Origin of the sequence: Zoogloea sp., from assembly GCF_041904905.1 — a bacterium.
In the GTDB taxonomy this organism is placed as follows: domain Bacteria; phylum Pseudomonadota; class Gammaproteobacteria; order Burkholderiales; family Rhodocyclaceae; genus Zoogloea.
This window is the reverse complement of record NZ_JAYRMI010000011.1, coordinates 24,953-44,756: the sequence shown is the minus strand read 5'-3', so window position 1 is coordinate 44,756 and position 19,804 is coordinate 24,953. Positions and strand designations below refer to the sequence as shown.

19 protein-coding genes are annotated in these 19,804 nt (G+C 70.1%); 9 read left to right on the top strand and 10 right to left on the bottom strand.

From position 1 onward, the window contains the following. Nucleotides 1-28: 28 nt before the first annotated feature. The 3 genes from ACE3N6_RS05185 to ACE3N6_RS05175 all read left to right on the top strand — a co-directional run bounded on the left by ACE3N6_RS05185 (nt 29) and on the right by ACE3N6_RS05175 (nt 2,873). Nucleotides 29-703, top strand: a complete 675-nt coding sequence (locus tag ACE3N6_RS05185) for a YceH family protein (RefSeq protein WP_374244120.1) — start codon at nt 29-31, stop codon at nt 701-703. Nucleotides 704-781: 78 nt separating this feature from the next. Then, nucleotides 782-1,564, top strand: coding sequence for a prolipoprotein diacylglyceryl transferase (gene lgt / locus ACE3N6_RS05180; RefSeq protein ID WP_374244119.1), 783 nt, complete (start codon nt 782-784; stop codon nt 1,562-1,564). A gap of 202 nt (nt 1,565-1,766) precedes the next feature. Beyond that, a complete protein-coding gene (locus ACE3N6_RS05175; RefSeq protein ID WP_374244118.1) occupies nt 1,767-2,873 on the top strand; it encodes a hypothetical protein in 1,107 nt (368 codons plus the stop codon). Between the two features lie 117 nt (nt 2,874-2,990). Here ACE3N6_RS05175 and ACE3N6_RS05170 read toward each other — a convergent pair whose 3' ends face one another. Beyond that, nucleotides 2,991-3,800: an AzlC family ABC transporter permease gene (locus ACE3N6_RS05170; protein WP_374244117.1), complete on the bottom strand. Its 810-nt coding sequence runs from the start codon at nt 3,798-3,800 to the stop codon at nt 2,991-2,993. A 154-nt stretch (nt 3,801-3,954) separates the two neighbouring features. Between ACE3N6_RS05170 and ACE3N6_RS05165 the strand changes: the two genes are divergently transcribed. From ACE3N6_RS05165 to ACE3N6_RS05145, 5 genes are all read left to right on the top strand, one after another. Next, on the top strand, nt 3,955-4,767 hold the full coding sequence (locus ACE3N6_RS05165) for a substrate-binding periplasmic protein (RefSeq protein ID WP_374244116.1): 813 nt from the start codon (nt 3,955-3,957) through the stop codon (nt 4,765-4,767). Continuing rightward, on the top strand, nt 4,764-6,251 hold the full coding sequence (locus tag ACE3N6_RS05160) for a diguanylate cyclase domain-containing protein (protein WP_374244115.1): 1,488 nt from the start codon (nt 4,764-4,766) through the stop codon (nt 6,249-6,251). Before ACE3N6_RS05165 ends, ACE3N6_RS05160 begins: the two co-directional genes overlap by 4 nt. Nucleotides 6,252-6,261: 10 nt before the next feature. Then, complete coding sequence (locus tag ACE3N6_RS05155; RefSeq protein ID WP_374244114.1) at nt 6,262-6,903, top strand: trimeric intracellular cation channel family protein; 642 nt, start codon at nt 6,262-6,264, stop codon at nt 6,901-6,903. A 72-nt stretch (nt 6,904-6,975) separates the two neighbouring features. Beyond that, a complete protein-coding gene (locus ACE3N6_RS05150; RefSeq protein ID WP_374244113.1) occupies nt 6,976-7,383 on the top strand; it encodes an OsmC family protein in 408 nt (135 codons plus the stop codon). A 15-nt stretch (nt 7,384-7,398) separates the two neighbouring features. Continuing rightward, complete coding sequence (locus ACE3N6_RS05145; RefSeq protein WP_374244112.1) at nt 7,399-8,289, top strand: pirin family protein; 891 nt, start codon at nt 7,399-7,401, stop codon at nt 8,287-8,289. Here the strand turns inward: ACE3N6_RS05145 and ACE3N6_RS05140 are convergent. The 8 genes from ACE3N6_RS05140 to ACE3N6_RS05105 all read right to left on the bottom strand — a co-directional run bounded on the left by ACE3N6_RS05140 (nt 8,286) and on the right by ACE3N6_RS05105 (nt 18,550). Further along, on the bottom strand, nt 8,286-9,218 hold the full coding sequence (locus ACE3N6_RS05140; protein WP_374244111.1) for a VTT domain-containing protein: 933 nt from the start codon (nt 9,216-9,218) through the stop codon (nt 8,286-8,288). The two genes, ACE3N6_RS05145 and ACE3N6_RS05140, sit on opposite strands and share 4 nt — an antisense overlap. Before the next feature lie 367 nt (nt 9,219-9,585). Then, entirely contained in the window at nt 9,586-10,509 is a 924-nt protein-coding gene (locus ACE3N6_RS05135) for a DMT family transporter (protein ID WP_374244110.1), read from the bottom strand. A 57-nt stretch (nt 10,510-10,566) separates the two neighbouring features. Continuing rightward, nucleotides 10,567-12,861 (bottom strand): ATP-binding protein, encoded by a 2,295-nt coding sequence (locus tag ACE3N6_RS05130; protein ID WP_374244109.1) that lies wholly within the window; start codon nt 12,859-12,861, stop codon nt 10,567-10,569. A gap of 3 nt (nt 12,862-12,864) precedes the next feature. Then, nucleotides 12,865-13,965: an ABC transporter substrate-binding protein gene (locus ACE3N6_RS05125; RefSeq protein ID WP_374244108.1), complete on the bottom strand. Its 1,101-nt coding sequence runs from the start codon at nt 13,963-13,965 to the stop codon at nt 12,865-12,867. Continuing rightward, entirely contained in the window at nt 13,962-16,187 is a 2,226-nt protein-coding gene (locus ACE3N6_RS05120) for a putative bifunctional diguanylate cyclase/phosphodiesterase (RefSeq protein ID WP_374244107.1), read from the bottom strand. The genes ACE3N6_RS05125 and ACE3N6_RS05120 overlap by 4 nt, the downstream gene beginning before the upstream one ends. An 81-nt stretch (nt 16,188-16,268) precedes the next feature. Beyond that, complete coding sequence (locus tag ACE3N6_RS05115) at nt 16,269-16,514, bottom strand: thioredoxin family protein (protein ID WP_374244106.1); 246 nt, start codon at nt 16,512-16,514, stop codon at nt 16,269-16,271. 2 nt (nt 16,515-16,516) lie between these two features. Beyond that, nucleotides 16,517-17,977 carry a permease gene (locus ACE3N6_RS05110; protein ID WP_374244105.1) on the bottom strand — a complete coding sequence of 487 codons (1,461 nt, stop codon included), beginning with the start codon at nt 17,975-17,977 and terminating at the stop codon, nt 16,517-16,519. A gap of 87 nt (nt 17,978-18,064) precedes the next feature. Next, the gene (locus ACE3N6_RS05105) at nt 18,065-18,550 is read right to left on the bottom strand and encodes a copper chaperone PCu(A)C (protein ID WP_374244104.1); all 486 of its coding nucleotides are present in this window, start codon (nt 18,548-18,550) and stop codon (nt 18,065-18,067) included. Nucleotides 18,551-18,759: 209 nt separating this feature from the next. On the opposite strand from ACE3N6_RS05105, the gene ACE3N6_RS05100 reads away from it, so the two are divergent. After that, nucleotides 18,760-19,059: a YkvA family protein gene (locus tag ACE3N6_RS05100; RefSeq protein WP_374244103.1), complete on the top strand. Its 300-nt coding sequence runs from the start codon at nt 18,760-18,762 to the stop codon at nt 19,057-19,059. 9 nt (nt 19,060-19,068) lie between these two features. Here the strand turns inward: ACE3N6_RS05100 and ACE3N6_RS05095 are convergent, their stop codons facing one another. Beyond that, a complete protein-coding gene (locus ACE3N6_RS05095; RefSeq protein ID WP_374244102.1) occupies nt 19,069-19,788 on the bottom strand; it encodes a response regulator transcription factor in 720 nt (239 codons plus the stop codon). Nucleotides 19,789-19,804: the final 16 nt, after the last annotated feature.

Here is a 19,804-nt window from a genome sequence, read left to right as displayed (position 1 = left end):
CGCCCTCGCCCGCCCCCGGAAGCCCGCCATGACCGACACCGCCACCACCGACACCTCCACCGGCTTCAACCTGGACGACTTCGAAGTCCGCGTCCTCGCCGTGCTCATCGAAAAGGCCTTCGTCACCCCCGACACCTACCCCCTGTCGGTCAATGCGCTGGTCACCGGATGCAACCAGCTCACCGGCCGCGAGCCGGTGATGAGCCTCACCGAAGCCACCATCCTCGCCACCCTCGACCGCCTCGCCGAGCGCGGCCTCGTCAGCCAGCGCCACCAGGCCGGCGCCCGCGTCGCCAAGTGGGAACACCAGATCCGCCTGCGCCACTCCCTCACCCCACCCATGCAGGCCGTGCTCGCCATCCTGATGCTGCGCGGCCCGCAAACGGTCGGCGAGATCCGCGCCCGCTGCGAGCGCATGCACGCCTTCGCCAGCCCCGCCGAAGTCGAGGACGTGCTCGAACGCCTGGGCGACAAGCAGCTCGCCATGCCCCTGCCCAAGGCCCCGGGCACCAAGGAAGTCCGCTACGCCCACCTCCTCTCGGGCGAAGCCGCCATCCCCCAGCACGCCTTCGACACCGAAGCCGCCGGCACGGCAACCCGCGGCAGCCGGGTGGGCGAGCTCGAAGAAGAAGTCCGCCGCCTGCGCCAGCAGCTCGACTGGCTCACCGGCGAGTTCGAAGCCTTCCGCAAGCAATTCCAGTAAGCGCCCGCCGGGTGGCGGGAACCCCGCCGCCGCCCTCGCGCTCTCACTGCCCGACTCCACCCGCAGCCAGTCCAGCCCATGTTCGTCCATCCCCAGTTCGACCCCATCGCCATCGCCGTCGGCCCCCTCGCGGTCCGCTGGTACGGCCTGATGTACCTGCTCGCCTTCATCCTCTTCGTGGTCCTCGGGCGCATCCACGCCCGGCGCCAGCCCGAAACGGGCTGGAGCGCCCAGCAGATCGACGACCTGCTGTTCTACGGCGTGCTCGGGGTGATCCTCGGCGGGCGGCTGGGCTACGTGCTCTTCTACAAGCCGGCCTACTACCTGGCCCACCCGGCCGAGATCCTCGCCGTGTGGCAAGGCGGCATGGCCTTCCACGGCGGCTTCCTGGGCGTGCTGGTCGCCATGTGGCTGTTCGGGCGGCGCACCGGCCGCTCGTGGCTGGCCGTCACCGACTTCATCGCCCCACTGGTGCCCCTGGGCCTGGCCGCAGGGCGGATGGGCAACTTCATCAACGGCGAACTCGTCGGCCGCGTCACCGATGTGCCTTGGGCGATGATCTTCCCGCAGGTCGATGGCCTGCCCCGCCACCCGTCGCAGCTCTATCAGTTCGCCCTCGAGGGCCTCACCCTGTTCGCGCTGCTGTGGTGGTTCTCTGCCAAGCCACGGCCCCGCGGCATGGTATCCGCGGCCTTCCTGATCGGCTACGGCGTCTTCCGCATCATCGCCGAATTCGGCCGCGAGCCCGACGACTTCCTCGGCCTGCTCACCTTCGGCATGTCGATGGGCCAGTGGCTGTCGCTGCCGATGATCCTCGCCGGCATCGCCATGGCCGCGTGGGCGCAGCGAAACAGAGCCTGACCCCACCCTCCGGGCGACACAACAAGGGCACGCATGCAAGCGGGCAACTTGATCCGGAGGACTTCTTCAAATGGGCGGCGGGAAGCTCAGCCAACCGATGATGCGATTGGCTGGCCGCTGGCTCGCTGGCAACGACCGCGTCCGTGTCGACAACACTCACCGCAGACCGGACGAGCAAACCCATACCTCAGCGGCACTCACCATGAAAACGCCTCAATACCTGCTCTGTCTGTTCAGCCAGGCTTGGCTGATGCAGCCCGCCGCGGCCTTCGAGTTCAGCGGCCCCTTTCCCGAGCGCGACTACCCCTTTCCGGTCAAGGAAAGCAGGGTCGAGGTTCAGGTCGATGAGGCGACGGTGGTCGAATGGATCGATAACGAGAAGGTCATCTTCTCCGCCCTGAAGCCCGGCGAGCCCCGACTGCAGACCCGACTCTACAACGCCGACCGCCAGGACCATTTTGCTCCGGGCCGGGTGGTGGTGTGGAACACCCGAACCGATGAGATCAAGGATCTGGGCGAGGGGAAACTGTATTGTGCCTATCATGGGTATGTGTCGTATTACTGGGAAACCCCGAATCGAGAGACAGGACAAGCTGAATCCTGGTTTAGAAAGGGACAATACGGGCAAGAAGCACTAATGCCTGGCTATCGCCCTGGAGATCCACCCAAACAACGTGACAAATTTACCTGTCAGCTACATGACGGTGATTCAAGGGCTGTCGCACCGGAATACTGGACGTACCAACTGCGAGTCCAGGATGGCGTTCTGGCACGAACCCTGAAGGAAAAATCGAACCCGGAAGACAACCCCGTGATCTGGGTGCGCCCCGACGGCAGTCGCCAGCCTTTGGATATGCGCTGGCCGGAGATGCAGGGGGCCTGGTGGGAGGATTGGGCGGGGGTTTACGTATTGCGGCAACTCGTCAACCAGAGTCCTCAGGCGGTACTCCCAGTTTTGCATCCTGATGGCACGGTTCAGCGTTTATCCCTGCCCCCTGATTTTTCGGCTGTACTCTCCTCCCGGCTGGCCGCCTTGACGAAAATCGGCATTGTCTTGACAAACGATTTCGTCTGGGAAGGGGCGCTGTTCCCCAACAAGGCGACCAGCGGTATCTATCTCGCCCGTGACGGGAAGGTGGTGCGTCTGGCTGCCTGGCTGGTCGGCAACGACCGCGCCAGCTTCGACAACACCCATCGTGGGCTGGCGGTCTCGCCGGACGGCTGCAAGATCGCCTTCAAGCATGCCACCGGCGAGCGCCTCAAGGCCCGCCACACCATCAAGATGATCGATCTCTGTCAGGGGGCATAAATCATGGATTGGACTGCCGAAACAATAAACCGTATCCGCCAACGGCCCCTGACCGCCGCCGATCTGCGCTAAACCTTGGCGCGATGGACCCGTCGGCGCAAGACCGACCGAGTTCAATCAGCCCGCCACCCTGCGCAGCCCCCACAACGCCGCCATCCCCGCCACAAAAGGCAGCCACGGGTTGCGTGAGGCGCCCGCCGCCAACACCGCGGCAATCGCCGCCCCCAGCTTGGGGTTGAACACCTCGACCGCCCCCGCCACCAGCACCACATCCGGCACCACGATGGCCGCCAGCGCGGCCGCTGGCGCATAGCGCAGGGCCCGCTGCACCACCGCGAGCACGCCGCCGGTGGCCGCCGAGACCAGCATCGGACGCATCCGCGCCATCGGCACCAGGAGCACCAGCAGCGCGATGCTCGCCATGAACGCCAGCGACCAGTTGCGCGGGATCGACCCCGCCGCCAGCACGCCCACCAGCGTGGACGTCTGCCACACCAGCGCGCACCACAACGACGGCGCCAGATAGGCCCCCAGCCGCCACGCCGGATCGGGCTCGGTGCGCAGGCGCTCGAGCATGGTGGCGAACACCCCGTCGGTAAGCAGATAGCCGCACAACCAGCGCAGGGCCGGACGGCCACCCGCCAGCGGCCGCGCCAGCGCCGCGCTGAAGATCAGGAAGCGCAGATTCACCACCAGCGCGGTGGCCACGATCAGCCCCAGGGGCGCGCCGGCAACGATCAGCGGCAGGGTGCCCAGCTGCGCGGTGGCGCCGAAGACGATCAGGCTCATGCCCATCGCCTGCACGGTGGAAAACCCCGCGCCGACCATCGCCAGCCCGGTGACCAGCGCCCACGGCACCAGCCCCACCGACACCGGCAGACAGGCCCGGAACCCCACCCGCGCCCCGGCGCGAAAACTCGGAGACATGCCCGCTCCCGGTGCATGGAAAGCGCTGAACTTAGCACGCCGGCCATTCACGCAGCCGACCTGCGACAAAGGCAGGACGCACAACTCGAATCGCGCCTAGAATCCGAAAAAAAGTGTCACGCAATAACAAGAACTCACCCCCGGAGAGCGATCCGTGAGAACCGAGAGCCTGCTGCGCCCGTTCGCCCTGCCCGTGCTGCTGACGCTGGCCGTGGCAAGCGCCCCTGGCGCCCTGGCCAGTGAAACGGCCCCTCCCGACTGTTCCCGCACCTACACCCTGGCCCTGCACGAGCACGGTCTGCTCTACTCGCGCCAGACCGGCGAGGGCATCGACAAGGACATCGCCGACGAACTCGTCCGCCGCAGCGGCTGCCGGTTCAACATCGTGGCGATGCCCCGGGCGCGGATCTGGCAGCTCATCGAATCCGGTGGCCTCGACTTCAGCCTGTCCGGCATCGCCAACCCCCAGCGGGAACGCTTCGCCGCCTTCGCCTGGTACTTCTCCAACAAGTATTACCTGCTGGTGCGGCGCGACGCGGGCATCCAGCGGGTCGCCGACTTCCCGCGCGCCCCCGGCCTGCGCCTGGGCGCCATCCGCAGCTTCCGCTACAGCCCCAGCGCCAACCGGCTGGTGGACGAGCTGGACGCCAGCCTGCGAGTGAGCTACGCCACCGGCCTCGCCCCCCTCTACGAAACCCTGCTGGCCAACCGGATCCAGGGCATGATCGTCGAGCCCTTCGACTACCCCGCCGTCGAGAGCACCCACCTGCGCCAGCAGACGACCATCCTCGAATTCGACGACCCGCCGGTGCCCCACGGGCTGATCGTCTCCCGCGCCGCCATCCCCCCCGCCGAGCAGGCCCGCTGGCGCGCCCTGATCGACCGGATGCGGGCGGACGGCACCGTCGAGCGCATCTTCGAGAAATACTTCAAACCCGATCTCGCCCGGGAGATGACCCGATTTTGAGACTCCCCGGCCACCTGAAGGAGCTGCTCCTGCCCACCGCCGTCGGGCTGTTCACCCTCACGGTGAGCGGCTGGCTGTGGTGGCACGAACGGCAGAACCTCGACGCCAGCCTGCGCGCCGACTTCGACGTGAGCGTACGTCTGGCCAGCACCCGCATCGAGCAGCGCCTGGTGAACTACGAGCAGATGCTGCGCGCGGCCCGCGGCCTGTTCGACGCCTCCGGGCAGGTGAGCCGCGACGACTTCGGCGTCTTCGTGGATGCCCTCGCCCAGGGCCCCGGCTTCTCGGGCCTGCAAGCCTTCCTGTTCACCCGCTGGCAGGGCGAAGGCCAGCCGGCCCCGATCGTGTACGTCGCCCCCGACAGCCCGGACAACCGCCCCGCCCTTGGCGCCGATCTCCTCGACAGCCCGCCCCGACGCACCGCCATGCTGCAGGCCCGGGATTCCGGCGACATCGCCGTCACCCCGCGGGTCCGACTGCTCACCGACCGGCCCGACGGCCCCCCGGCGGTGGTCATCTTCCTGGCCGTGTACGACCGGCGGCACCCCCTCGACAGCACCGCCGCCCGTCAGGCCGCCCTGCGCGGCTGGGTCCACAGCGCCTTCCGGGTGCGCGACCTGATGGCCAGCCTCTACGGCGAAGGCATTCCCGGCGTGGCGATCCGCATCCACGACGGCGCCATCGCCACCCCCGACAACCTCCTGTTCGACTCCCACCCCGGCGCCGACACGCAGCCCCCGCCACGCTTCAGCGCCACCGAGCACATCAGCTTTCCGCAGCACAGCTGGACGGTGCGGATCTTCACCACCCCCGCCTTCGACGAACGTCACAGCCGCCGCTCCGAGCGCATCATCGCGGTGGCCGGCATCTGCGGCAGCGTGCTGCTGGGGCTCTTCACCTGGCTGCTGGTCACCGCCCGCAGCCGGGCCCACGCCCGCGCCCAGGCCATGACCCGCGAACTGCGCGAGAGCGAGGAGCGGATGCGCCACATGGCCCAGCACGACCCGCTCACCCAGCTCCCCAACCGCGCCCTGTTCTCCGACCGGCTGCGCGCCGCCCTGGCCCGTGCCCGCCGCGACCGCAGCAAGGCCGGCCTGATGTTCGTCGACCTCGACCGCTTCAAGGGCGTCAACGACAGCCTCGGCCACGCCATCGGCGACCGCCTGCTGATCGCCGCCGCCGCCCGGATGCGCGACTGCCTGCGCGAATCCGACACCCTGGCCCGCATCGGCGGCGACGAGTTCGTGGTGCTGCTGCCCCACATCGACGACCGGGCGGACGCCGAACCGGTGGCCGACCGCATCCGCGCGGCCCTCGTCCAGCCCTTCGCCATCGACGGCCACACGCTGCAGATCTCCGCCTCCATCGGCATCGGCATCTTCCCCGAACACGGCGGCGACGACGTCAGCCTCATGAAGAGCGCCGACGACGCCATGTACCGGGCCAAGAGCCTCGGCCGCGACCGGCTCAAGTTTGCCGACTGACCCACCCGCCATGCCCGCCAGCGCCTTCCAGATCCCGGTCTACTTCGACTACCTGGCCACCTTCGCCTGGGCCTTGTCGGGCGCGGTGGTGGCCCTGCGCAAGCGCCACGACATCGTCGGGGTGTTCGTACTGGCGCTGCTCACCTCCATGGGCGGCAGCATCCTGCGGGACGGGGTCTTCCTGCAGCGCACCCCGCCCGTACTCACCGACCCTATCTACCTGCCCCTGATCCTCACCGCCACCCTGCTGGTCGGCGTGTTCCGGCGCAGCATCGCCCACCGGCGGGTGGTGGACAGGCTGGTGGGCACCATCGACGCCATCGGCACCCCGGCCTTCGCGGTGGTGGGCCTGCAGCTCGCCCTGGCGGCCGGCATTCCCCTGCCCGGCGTGGTGCTGGTGGGCGCCATCAGCGCAGTGGGCGGCGGCGTGCTGCGGGACATGATCGTCCGCGAGGTGCCCGCCATCCTCCAGCCCGGCCAGTTCTTCGCGCTGCTGGCGCTCCTCGCCTGCATCGCCTTCCTCACCCTCACCCTCGCCCTGCGCATCGCCCCCGAACCCGCCGGCTGGGCCACCATCGCCCTGTTCTTCGTCGCGCGGATGCTCACCCTCCGCTTCAACTGGCAGACCCGCCCGCTGCTGGACGCCGACTGAACCCTGCCCGGCGGCGGCGGTCGGATTTCACACGGCCCGCAGCCGGCGGGCAGCCACCACCAGGGAGCCCTCATGTCCGGAACGCCCGCCGTCACCGCCGTCCTCCACGACACCCCCTACCTCGTCAGCTTCACCGACGACCTCGGCCACACCTGGCAGGCCGACGAGCCACCCGACATCGGCGGCGGCAACACCGCCCCGGCCCCCGACCGGCTGATCCTCGCCGGGCTCGGCGCGTGCACCGCGATCACCATCCGCATGGTGGCCACCCGCAAGCAGATGCCCCTCACCGGCGTGCGCGTCGAGCTGGCCCTCAACCCCGCCGGCAAGCCCGCGGCCGGCAACGACATCGTCCGGCAGGTCCATCTCGAAGGCGACCTCACCGACGAGCAGCGCGCCCAACTGCTGAAGATCGCCAACGCCTGCCCGATGCACAAGCTGCTCACCGGCGAGGTGCGCGTGCTCACCACCCTCGCCTGAACCCGGCGCCGCCCCATGAGCCCCATCGAACGCATCCAGCCCCGCGCCGCCGACCTGGGCGAAGGCATGATCGTCCGCCGCGCCCTGCCCACCCGCCAGCGCCGCATGGTGGGCGCCTGGTGCTTTCTGGATCACGCCGGGCCGGTGGATTTCGCCCCCGGCAGCGGCATGCACGTGGGCGCCCACCCCCACACCTGCCTGCAGACCTTCACCTGGCTGATCGACGGCGAGGTGTTGCACCGGGACAGCCTGGGCCACGCGCAGTGGATTCGCCCCGGTCAGGTCAACCTGATGACCGCCGGCCGCGGCATCGTCCACACCGAAGACAGCGCCCCCGACGCCCGCCGGCTCCACGCCGCCCAGCTGTGGATCGCCCTGCCGCCCCAGCTCGCCGACTGCCCGCCGGCCTTCGAGCACTACCCGGACCTGCCCCGCTGGCAGGACGCCGGCTGCACCCTCACCCTGCTGGCCGGACGCTTCGGGGGCCACGCATCCCCCGCCCGCATCCACACCCCGCTGGTGGGCATGGACCTCCTCGCCAGCCGCGACGCGCAGCTCGAGCTTCCCCTCGACCCCAGCTTCGAATACGGCCTGCTGCCGCTGGAAGGCGGCATGGACATCGCCGGCCAGCACTTCGCCACCGACGAGTTCGCCTATCTGCCGCCGGGGCGCGAGCGGATCGCCCTCGACCTCACCGCCGGCAGCCGCATCCTGCTGGTGGGCGGCGAGCCTTTCGGCGAGCCGGTCATCATGTGGTGGAACTTCGTCGGCCACGACAAGGCCGCCATCGCCCGCGCCCAGCGGGATTGGGCGGGCGGCGGGGACGCGGACAACGCCCGCTTCGGGCCGGTGAAGGGCGGCGAAGACCGGCGCCTCGTCGCGCCGCCGCTGCCCTGGACAGCCTAACGCCCGGGCCAGTCCAGCCCGCCCGCGGCCTGCCAGGCCTCGTAGCCCCCGGCCAGCGCCCGCACCGAGAGATAACCTTCGCCCAGCAGGTGCCGCGCCGCCTGGATCGCCCCGGCGTCCTCGGGGCAGGCGCACAGGGTCACGACCAGCCCATCCTTCGGCCAATCCCCCAGCGCGTCCGCCAGCCTGTCGTGCTCGGCCACCCGCGCGCCGGGGATGGGGCCCAGCTCGGCCACCATCGAGGCACCGCGCAGGTCGAGAATCAGCGGACGCACCCCGTCACCGATCTGCGCCAGCAGGTCGGCGGGCGTCACCATCGGCACCTGCAGGCGGCGGAAACGGTATTTCTGCCACAGCTTCCAGCCCAGCCAGACGGCAAGCAGCCCCAGCGCCACGCCCACCGCGCGGCCCGCATTCGCCTCCAGCCCGTCGATCACGGCCTGCACCGTGTCCTTCATCAGCCAGCCGGCGCCCAACGCCAGCCCGGCCCACAAGCCCGCGCCCACCGCCGCCGCCAGCAGGAAACCCGTGCGCGCCATGCGCAGCGCCCCCGCGATCGGCGGCGCCACGGTCGAAAAGCCCGGCACGAACTTCGCCACCACCAGCGACGACAGCCCCCAGCGCACGAAGCGCGCCTCGGTCTGGCTCACGCACGAAGCCGGGTTGATCGACAGCCGGCACAGCCCGGCCAGCACCCGGTAGCCGAAGCGCCGCCCCGCCGCATACCAGATCACATCGGCGATCACCGAGGCCACGATGGCCGCCGCCAGCACCTTGCCCAGCGCCCACGGGCTGGCCGCCAGGCTGCCCGCCACCAGCAGCGTCGGCACCGCCGGCACGGGCAGGCCGATCTGCTGGAGCAGCACGTTCATGAAGACGAGGGCGAGCGCATCGTGTTCGAGGGTCTGACGGAGCTGAGCGATGTCCATCTCGCAAGCATCGCACGCGGTTCACGGCAACGCAGCTACGGAAAACCCGCGCCCGAGGCGGGCTGCGGTAAAAGCGGAGCAGGTTCAGGTTCGAGATGAACCGGTTCAGCTTCAACATGAACCCGCTCCCCTCGAACTTGAAGGTGTTCATCTCCGACCTGAGCGGGTTCATCCCGGACTTGAACCCCCTCGTCTCAAACTGGAACACGTTCATCTCTGGCTTGAACTTGTTCATCTGAAACGTGAACCGCTTCAAGTCGAAGTTGAAAAAGTTCGGCCCGGACATGAACCGGCTTCCCTTCGCGCCAAACATGTTCAAGTCAGCGCTAACCCGGTTCCGCTTGAAGACGAACCTGTCCCTGTCAGATCAGCCCTGAGCCGGGTTTTTGCGCGCTGCGCCCTTGCGCCCCACCAGCACCACCCCCGACACCACCAGCGCGCCGCCCAGGATCTGGAACAGCCCGATGGGCTCGGCGAGGATCAGCCAGCCCAGGAAGAGCGTCACCACCGGCCCCAGGGTGCCGATCAGCGACACCGGCCCGGCGCCCAGGCGGCGGATCGCCTCCGACACCATCCACACCGGCAGCACCGTGGAGAACACCGCCATCGCCACCGCCAGCCCCATCACCGGCGCCGGCTGCACCAGCAGGCCCAGGGGCCGGGTGGCGGCGAAGTGGGTGAGGCACAGCAGGCAGGCGATGGCGCTGGCCCACGCGGTGACCCGCGCCGCGCCCAGGCGCACCACCGCCTGACCGTTGCCCATCAGGTAGAGCGCGTACGACACCGCGCTGCCGAACACCAGCCCGCCGCCGATCCACACGTCCCTGGCGCTGCCGGCGATGTTCAGGTCGTGGGCCACCGCCAGGGCGATGCCGGCGTAGCACAGGGCGATGCAGGCCAGCGCCCGGCGGGTGATCGGCTTGCCCAGGAACAGCGCCGAGAACACCACCACCAGGGTGGGGTAGGCGAACAGGATGAGCCGCTCCAGCGCCGCCGAGATGTACTGCAGCCCGAGAAAATCCAGGTAACTGGCCAGGTAGTAGCCAGAAAAACCCAAGCCGGCCAGCAAGGCCAGATCCCGCCCCGACAGCTTCGCGTGCTGGCGCCGCCGGCCATCGGCAATACCCAGGGCCAGGAAGAAGGGCAGCGACAGCCCCATGCGCAGGGCGAGCAGGGTGACGGCGTCGACGCCGTAGGGGTAGGCCAGCTTGATGAGGATGGCCTTGAACGAGAAACCCACCGCCCCGAGCACCGCAAACAGCAGCCCGAAGCGATGACCGGAGGAGTTCATGGCGCCTGACTTGGGGGAAAACGCAGCCGCGCAGTGTATCCCGACGCTGCCGGCCGGTCAGGCGGATTTTGCGGCGGGCGCCACCCGGGGCAGATCGAGGGTGAAGGTGGTGCCGCCGCCCAGGGTGCTCTCCACCGAGATGCTGCCGCCCAGCACCTGCACCACCAGGTTGTGGGCGATGTGCAGGCCCAGCCCGGTGCCGCCGCGCCCCATCCGGCTGGTCACGAAGGGGTCGAAGATCCGCGGCAGCAGGCCCGGGTCGATGCCCGCGCCGTCGTCGCCGACCTGGATCGTCACCCGCCCCTCGCGCCCGGGCATGGCCACCACCCGGATGCGGCCGTCGGTGCGCTCGCCGAAGGCGTGGGTGACGGCGTTGGCGACGAGGTTGGTGAGCACCTGCCCCAGCGGGCCGGGGTAGCTGTCCAGGCTCAGGTCGGGCGGCACCTCGGTCACGATGCTGGCGTGGCCGCGCTTGAGCAGCGGCTTGAGGGTGAGCGCGATCTCGGCGGTCAGCTCCGCCAGCTCGAAGCTGCGCCGCTGGGAGCTGGTCTGGTCCGCCGCCACCTGCTTGAAGCTCGCCACCAGCTCGGCGGCCCGGGCCAGGTTGCGCCCGGCGATGTCGGTGCCGGTATCGACGGCCTCCAGCAGCTGCTCCAGGCTGGAGCGGCGCAGGCCCTGCTCGCTCTCCCGGCGGAAGGCGGTGAGCGCCCCGCGCAGGGACGACACCGCCATCACCCCGTTGCCCAGCGGCGTGTTGAGTTCATGGGCGATGCCGGCCACCAGCGCCCCCAGCGAGGCCAGCTTCTCGGCCCGCACCAGCTCGCCCAGGGTGAGCTGCAGGCGCTCCAGGGTCTCGGACAGATCCACGTTGGCCTGCCGCAACTGGTCGGTGCGCCGGGCCACGCGGGCCTCCAGCTCGGTGTTGAGATCGCGCAGCTCGGCCTCGATGCGGCGCAGCTCGGTCACGTCCCGCACCACCCAGATCGTCCGCGGCTGGCCGGCAATCGTCACGTTGCGGGTGACGATGGCGGCGAGGAATTGCCCGCCACGGCCGCGGTTCAGCCAGGCCTCGGTCTCGGCCGCGCCGTCCACGGCCAGCCGCGCGTAAAAAGCGTGGCGCGCCGCGCCTTCGGCCCACAGCCCGAGATCGGTGCCCGACCGGCCGATCAGCTGCGCCGGCGGCACCGCCAGCAGCTGGCTCACCGCCTCGTTGGCCTTCACGAAGGCGTAGTCGGCCGCCGGTTCGAGCACCCCGATGCCCACCGGCGACGCGTCGAAGATGGCCTGCAGCTCCTGCTCCCGCGCTTGCAGCACGCCGGCCATGCGCTCCAGGTCGGACGAGAGGGCGTTGAGTTCGATCGAGCGCCCCCGCGGCCACTCGCCCGGCGCCTCGCCGTCCGCCACCCGCCGGGCCCGCTCGATGATCGCCTTCACCGGCCGCAGCACGCCGGTGGCCCACAGCGGCGCGAGCAGGATGCCCAGGATCAGCGAACCCGCCAGCGCGGCCACCCCCAGGTCGAAGGTAGAGCCCACCCGCGGGTTGGCGAGGCCGCCCGGCGTTCGCACCAGGAAGTACCAGTCCAGCGCCTGGGAGTGGGCCAGCGCCGCATCGAAGGTCTGGCCGTCGAGGGCGAACTCGCCCACCGGCTCGCCGCCCTCCCGCGCCGCCAGGAACAAGGGGTCGGCGCCCAGGTTGAGGGTTCCCACCCGCACCGGCTGCTCGCTGTCGGCCAGCACCTCGCCGCGCCGGTCGAGCACCGTCACCGTCCGGGCGGTGCGGCCGGAGAGGTCGCGCACGGTTTTGAGCACGAAGGCCAGCGGCAGCTCGCCGATCAGCACATGACGCCCCACCGGCACCCCCACGCCCACCGTCGTCATGCCCGACACCGGCGAGATGTACTTGTCGCTCCAGGTGGTCTCGCCGCGGGCGCGCACCCGCTGGAGCAGCGGGTCGCGGGACAGGTCGTTGCCCACCAGCTCGGCCCCGCGCCCGGCGCCCGCCTCCCGGCCCACCACCGCCCGCACCACGGTATCGCCCGCGTCCACCTGATACACCGCCACGAAGGGCCCGCCCTCGCCCGCCATGCGCCCCATCGCGGCCCTCGCGTCGGCCTCGGGCAAGCCGGCCGCGACAACCGCCAGCAGATCGAGCTGGCCCTTCAGGGTGGCCAGGATCACCTCGGTACGGCGGGACAGGTCGGCGGCCTCGTGGGCCAGATCGGCGCGGGTCTCGGCCGAAATCTGGGGCAGCCGGACGAAGGCCAGCACCGCGCCGATCGCCACCGACGTGACCAAGGAGCTGACGCACAGCAGCCAGATCAGCCAGGTCCGCAGGTGCCAGTGGCGGGTCACGGCCTAGTCCGGCACAAACCGGCCGTCGCGCACGGTGAGGAAGTAGGCCGGGCGCTCCGCGTCGCCGTTCCGGTCGAAGCGGAGCGGCTGCTGCAGGCCGTCGAAGGGCCCGAGCCGCAGCAGCGCATCCTTCAGGGGCATGGAGGCCAGCCGGCGGCTCAGGGCGCCGGTGAGCGCGGCGCCCGCGTCGTAGCTGAGCACGCTGGCGTAGGCCGGCGCGCTGCCGAAGCGCTTGCGGTAGGCCTCGCCGAAGCGGGTGAAGCGGGGCGAGGTGTCGGCCTGGTTGTAGTTCTGGGCCAGCATCAACCCCTCCACGGCCCGCCCGCCCAGCTCGAGCAGCTGGGCAGCGCCCGCCCACTCCGCCGCCACCAGGGGCATCGACGGCGCCTGCTTGCGCACCTGCTGGGCGATCCGCGCGCTGTCGGCGGCGTTGCCCACGATGACCACCCCGTCGGGGCGCGGCGCGAGCAGGCTGCCCACCAGCCCGCCGTGGCTGCCGGCGGTGGAGTCGAACGCCGGCGCCGCCACCACCTCGCCCCCCAGGGCCACGAAGGCGCTGCGGAACTCTTCCAGCCAGCTCTGGGCGAACACCCGGTTGTTGTCGTTGACGGCCACCGCCACCCGCCGCAAGCCGCGCCGGTGGCAGTGGCGGGCGTAGTTGCGGCCGTTGTCGCGGGTCGTCCAGTTGATGCGGAAGAGCAGGTCGTCCTTGCCGTGGAGCGTCATCGCCGACGCCGTGGGGGAGATTTCCACGACCCCCGCCGCCTCGACGAGCGGCTGGACGATCTGCACGTTGTTGCTGTTCATCGGCCCGACCACCGCCACCACGCCGGCGGCCAGCAACTCGCCCACCGCCGCGCGGGTGGCCTCGGGGCTGGCGCCCACGTCGCGCACCAGCACCTCCACCGGACGCTCGTCGAACAAGCCGGCCTGCCGGGCATCCTCCACCGCCAGCAGAAAGCCGTTGCGACCGGATTCGCCGATGTCCGCCGAACGGCCCGACAGTTCGGCGATGAAGCCGATGCGCAGCGGCTCGGGCTGCCTGCAGCCCCCCAGCGCCGCGGCCGCCAGCAGCGCCAGAAGCGCGGCGCGGGCCCGGCTCATGGGCGCTGCCCGGCCAGCCAGGCGACGAAGGCGTCCTCCGTCATCGGCCGGGCGTAGAAATAACCCTGCGCCTCGGAGCAGCCCAGCTGCGCCACCTGCGCCGCCATCTCGGCGCTCTCCACGCCTTCGGCCAGCACGGTGAGCCCCAGCTCGCGCCCCAGCGCGATGATGGTGCGGGCGATGCGCCCGCCGTGCTCGCCCCGCGCCAGCCCGCGCATGAAGCTGCGGTCGATCTTCAGGCGGTCGGCCGGCAGCCGCTCCAGGTAGGACAGCGAGGAGTAGCCGGTGCCGAAGTCGTCGATGGCCACCGTCACGCCCATCTCGCGCAGGACGCGCAGGCGTCCGACGGCCGGCTCCAGTCCGCCCACCGCCACCGATTCGGTGACCTCGATCTCCAGCCGCTCGGGCGGCGTGCCGGTCTCCCGCAGCGCCTCGCACACCTGGGCGACGAAATCGGTCTGGCGCAGCTGGATCGGCGACACGTTCACCGCCATCCGCAGCGCCGGAAACCCCTCTGCCCGGAAACGCTGCAAGGCCATCAGCGCCACCTGCAGCAGCCAGCTGCCCATGCCCACGATCAGCCCGGATTGCTCCGCCACCGGGATGAAGCGGTCGGGCGGCACCTCGTCGGCCTCTTCCCGGCGCCAGCGCACCAGCGCCTCCACGCCCACCACCCGCCCCTCCGGCAACGCGATCTGCGGCTGATAGACGAGGGACAGGCGCGACTGGTCGAAGGCCAGCCGCAGGTCGCGCAGCAGCTGGGCGCGCTCCCGGGCCTCGGCCCCCAGGGCCGACGAATAGGCCACCGTCTGCCCCAGCCCCTGGGCCTTGGCGCGCTTGAGGGCGAGGTAGCTGTCCTTGAGGTACTCGATGCCGCTGCGCCCCCGGTCGTCCGCCGCCACGATCCCGGCGCACACCGACACCGGGTGACTCACCGCCTCGATCTCGAAGGGCTCCACGAAGCGCGCCTGGATTCCCGCGCCATGCACGGTGCGGGCCGGCCCCAGCACCGCGAAGGCATCGCCCGCCAGCCGCGCCACGAACACCCCGCCCTGCAGCCCGGCCAGCCGCTCGGCCGTCTGGCGCAGCAGCGCGTCGCCGTAGTCGTGGCCCAGCACGTCGTTGGCGGAGGCAAACTGGTCCACATCGACGATCGCCAGGGCGTGGGGCTCGCCGCCGGGCTCGGCCAGCCGGGCGTTGAGTTCGCACACCAGCGCGGTGCGGTTGGGCAGGCCCATCTGGCGGTCGATGAAGGCGTCGCGCCGCAGCTCGGCAACGAGATCGACGTTCTTGGCGCACAGCGCGATGTTGGTGCAGAACACCTCCAGCAGATCCCGGTCCACCTCCCGCACCGGGCGGGCGGAGTCGATGTAGGCGGCGAAGCCCTCGTCCGCCGACTTGCGGAAATACAGCGCCATGCTGCGCGGGTGGATCAGGTTGTGGCGATGCTGGAGCGCCTCGGTGAGCTGGCCGACGATCCACGGGTCGTCGATCTCCGACAGCCGGCGCTGGATGAGGTGGCTGAAGTGCCCCGCCGCGGCAATCACGCGGAACTGGGGCTGGCCGTCGGCGCCGCGGGCATCCTCGGCCGCGGCGCACACCAGCCCCTCGGGCTTGACACCCAGCAGGCCGGCAATCTGGGTGATGACGCCGTCGGCAAAGGCCTGCAAGCCCTGCTCAGCGATGAACTGGTTGCTCGCCGATACGATCTTCTCCAGCCCGCACCGGGTGGCATCGAGGCGTAGCAGCTGATCGTAGGCGCGGATGGCCGCGGTGAGGGTGGCGAAGAGCTTGTTCTGGGTAAGCTCGCCCTTGGTCTTGTAGTCGTTGATGTCGTAGCGGGTGATCGTCTCGCACTCGGGCGCGTGGCCCGGCTGGCCGGTGCGCAGGATGATCCGGGTGTGGGCCAGCCGGCGGTCGCTGCGGATCTGGTCCACCAGACGCAGCCCGGCGTCCTCGCTCTCCATCACCACGTCGAGCAGGATCACCGCGACGTTCTGCTCATTGCGCAGGATGGCCAGCGCCTCCTGCCCGGAGAAGGCATCGATCAGCGCCAGCGGGCGGCCAAGGATGCGGATGCCCGCCAGGGCAAAGCGGGTCGTCTCATGCACGTCCCGGTCGTCATCCACCACCAGGATGCGCCACGGCGGCGACGTGTCGATTTCGGCGGCATCGGCGTCGGCGTCGTCGAGAAACACCAGGGCGTCGTCGGGCGGATGCATCTACACCTCCATAACCGGGCTGTCGTTGCATCTTACCGGCAAGCCGCCCCCCTCACCACGGGCCGACGCCCTTGCTGGCAGCTAGCCCAGCGCCTCGCGGAGCCACGCCACGACGCTGCCCGGCGCGGGGATCCGCCCCGACGAGACGAGCCTGCCATTGACCACCAGCCCGGGCGTCTTCAGCACGTCCCAGGCGAGGATCGCGTCCATGTCGGTGACCTTCTCGATCTGCGCCTCGGCCCCCAACTGGGCCGCCGCCTCGCGGGCGATCTCCTCCAGCTTGCGGCAGTTGGCGCAGCCCGGCCCCAGCACCTTGATTTCCAGCATGGTCAGACTCCTTTGAGCACGTTACGGCGGCTCGCCGCCGCCAACAGCATGGCCAGCAGGCCGACAAAGGCCGCCAGCCCCAGCGCGATGGAGGCCAGCGAAAGGCCATCCACCCACGCCCCGTAGGTAAAGCCGGCCACCGCGCTGAACAGCGCCACCAGTCCCACGTAAGCCGCGGTCTTGGCCCGGCCGATGATCGCCGAGATGATGAGGATGCTCTGCAGCGACAACTCCGGGTCGGACATCAGATAGGCCAGCAGCGGGCCACGGTGCATCCCCAGGTCGAGGAACATCCGGGCGATAGGCACCTCGACCAGCGTCGGGAAGTACATGAACACCCCGAAAGCCACCCCCGCCAGGTTGCCGAGCACCGAGTTGCTGCCCGCCACCGCCTCGATCCACTCAGGCCGCACCACCACCCGCACCATCCCCACGATGAACACCCCCACCACCAGCAGCGGGAAGATCTGCTTCACGAATCGCCAGGATTCCCACAGCCAGTCCTGCAGCGCCTGCCGGTCGAGGTGGCGCCACGCCAGCACATGGATCGCCGCGAGGCACGCCGCCACGCCGAAGAACTTGCCGGTGAAGCCGATCTGCAGCACGCCCGGGGCCGGACGGATCGCCAGCGCCGCCAGCAGCAGCGTGGCCCACACCAGCGCCAGACTGGCGCGGGTCCAGCCGGTCACCCCGTCCTGGATGTTCTCCAGCCCGCGCCAGGCGGTGAAACCGATGGCGCCCAGCAGGGCGATCAGCAGCGCGCCCTGCACCGACACGCCCTCCTCGCCGCGGCTGGGATCGAAGGGCACCAGCCGGTCGAGCCCGGCCTGCCAGCCCTCCGCGGCGGGCAGGGGCAGGTCCAGGTGGAACCACGTGCCGGTGAGAAAGCCCAGCTTGAGGGTGCCCGCCAGCAGCAGCACCACCCACAACCCCAGGAAGACCCCCGCGATGGCCCCCACCCCCGCGCTGCCGGCCGCGAACATCGCGCTGCCGGCCTGCTCGTGGGCGGCGTCGTCGGCCCGGAACAGCAGGGCCATGATGAGCCCGATGCCGATCCCGAAGATCAGCGACAGCACGAAGCGCGCCCCCGCCAGATCGACCCCGATCACTCCACCGGTGTACACCAGCGCCAGGATGTTGGCCGCCGGCGCGAAGAACAGGAAGGTGATCGCCGGCCCCAGCCCGGCGCCCTTTTTATAGATGCCGGCGAACAGCGGCACGATGGTGCACGAGCACACCGCAAGCAGCGAACCGGCCGCAGCCGCGGCGGGGTAGGACACGAACCGGGGCGAGTTGCGCCCGAGATAGCGCGTGACCGCCTGCTGGGGAATCAGCGCCGACATGGCGCCGGCAATGAAGAACGCTGGCAGCAGGCACAGCAGCACGTGGGCGGCCAGGTAGGCTGCGAGGTTGCCGGCGCCGCCCCGCAGCACCGGCAACAGCCATTCCACAAAGACTTCCATACGGCCTCCGGCCCGAGCGGGCGTAACGCGATGAATTCAGTCTAGCCCCGGCCTGCCGCCGGTGCTTTGATGCGCCGCAAGCGGCGCTCAGTGGTGGTGCTTGTGATCCATCGGTGCCGGCGCGGCGGCGGTCAGGTCGCGCACCTCGGCCTTCACCTCGACGCTCTCAACCTTCTTGTCCTTGCCCTCCACCTTGAGGGTGATCGGCACGATCTCGCCCTTGGCGAGGGGCTTCTTCAGGTCGATCAGCATCACGTGGTAGCTGCCCGGCTTGAGTTCCAGCGGCTGACCGGGCTTCACCTCGAGGCGCGGCATGGCACGCATCTTCATCACGTTGTCGGCCATCGCCATCTCGTGCAGTTCCACGATGTTGGCGGCCGGGCTCTCCACGCCGACGAGGCTCACGCCGCCCTTGCTGGACAGCTGCATGAAGGCGCCGGTGGCCTTCTGGGCCGCGACGGTGCCGCGGACCCACGGGTTGGCCACTTCCAGGTCGGCGGCGAAGGCGGCGGAGGCACACAGGCCGGTCAGGGCGAGCGCGGCGGAACGGGCGAACAGGGCAAAAGACTTCACGATGGGCTCCTTGGTTTCAAGCTTGCCAGCTTAACGCGAGCGATCCGCCCGCGGCGCCTCTCCGACCCACCGTGCGACCTTTTGCCGCATGCCATTTCGGGATGTTTCGGCCCGGGCGCGAACTCACATCCGCTTACAAGATGGCCCTCACCCCGCCAGCCTCCGCGCCATCATGGGCGATGCCATTCACCTCGAAGGAGCTCTTTGCCATGTTCCGGAAACTCACCGCGCTGTACGCCCTGGTCCGCAAGGACGCACGCATCCTGTGGTACGCCCTGCGCCACCCGGCGCGGCCGGCCTGGCTGCTGCCATCGGTGGCGCTGATCGGGCTGTACCTGCTGTCGCCGATCGACCTGATCCCCGACGTGCTGCCGGTGATCGGGCTGGTGGATGATTTCGTGCTGATCCCGCTGGTGATCGCCTGGCTGGTGAGCCGCCTGCCCGCCGACCTGAAGCGCGGCTTTGCCGACGACGACCGCACCATCGACGTGGCGCCCCAGCGCCGCTGAAGGCGCCCCTCAGGTCCAGACGACGGTGGCCGCCAGCAAGTAGCCGGCACCATAAACCGTCTTGATGAGCTTGGCGTGCTGGGGGTTCTCCTCGAAGCGCCGGCGTAGCCGCGAGATGCGCAGGTCGATGCTGCGATCCAGCGCCGACACGTCACGCCCTTCGAGGAGCTGCTCGCGGGTGAGGATGTGGTTGGGGTGGGCCAGCAGCACGCCGAGCAGTTGCGCTTCGGCGGTGCTCAGGGTTTCCTGCTGGCCACCGGGGCTGGTGAGGGTGTTGCTGCCCGGCTCGAAACGCCAGCCGGCAAACTCGGCGATCCGCTGGGCCGGGTCGGCCGGCAGGGTGATCTGACCCGGGTAGCGGCGCAGGATCGAGCGCACCCGGGCGATCAGCTCGCGGGGCTCGAAGGGCTTGACCACGTAGTCGTCGGCGCCCAGTTCGAGGCCCATCACCCGGTCGTGGGTGTCGGCCCGGCCGGTGACCACCAGCAGGCCGCAGGTGTGCTTGCGGCGCAATTGCTGGAGCACCGCCATGCCGTCCATGTCGGGCAGGCCCAGGTCGAGCACCACCAGCTCCGGCACCTGGTGACGCAGCCCGTGGAAGAAGGCCTCCGCGGTGCGGAACAGCTCGGTGCGAAAGCTGAACTTCTCGAGGGTGTCGGCGATCAGGCGCGCGATGGCCGCCTCGTCTTCGACGACGTAGATCAGCTCGGGTTTGCGGGTCTGGGCCATGACAGCGAGAGCTTGG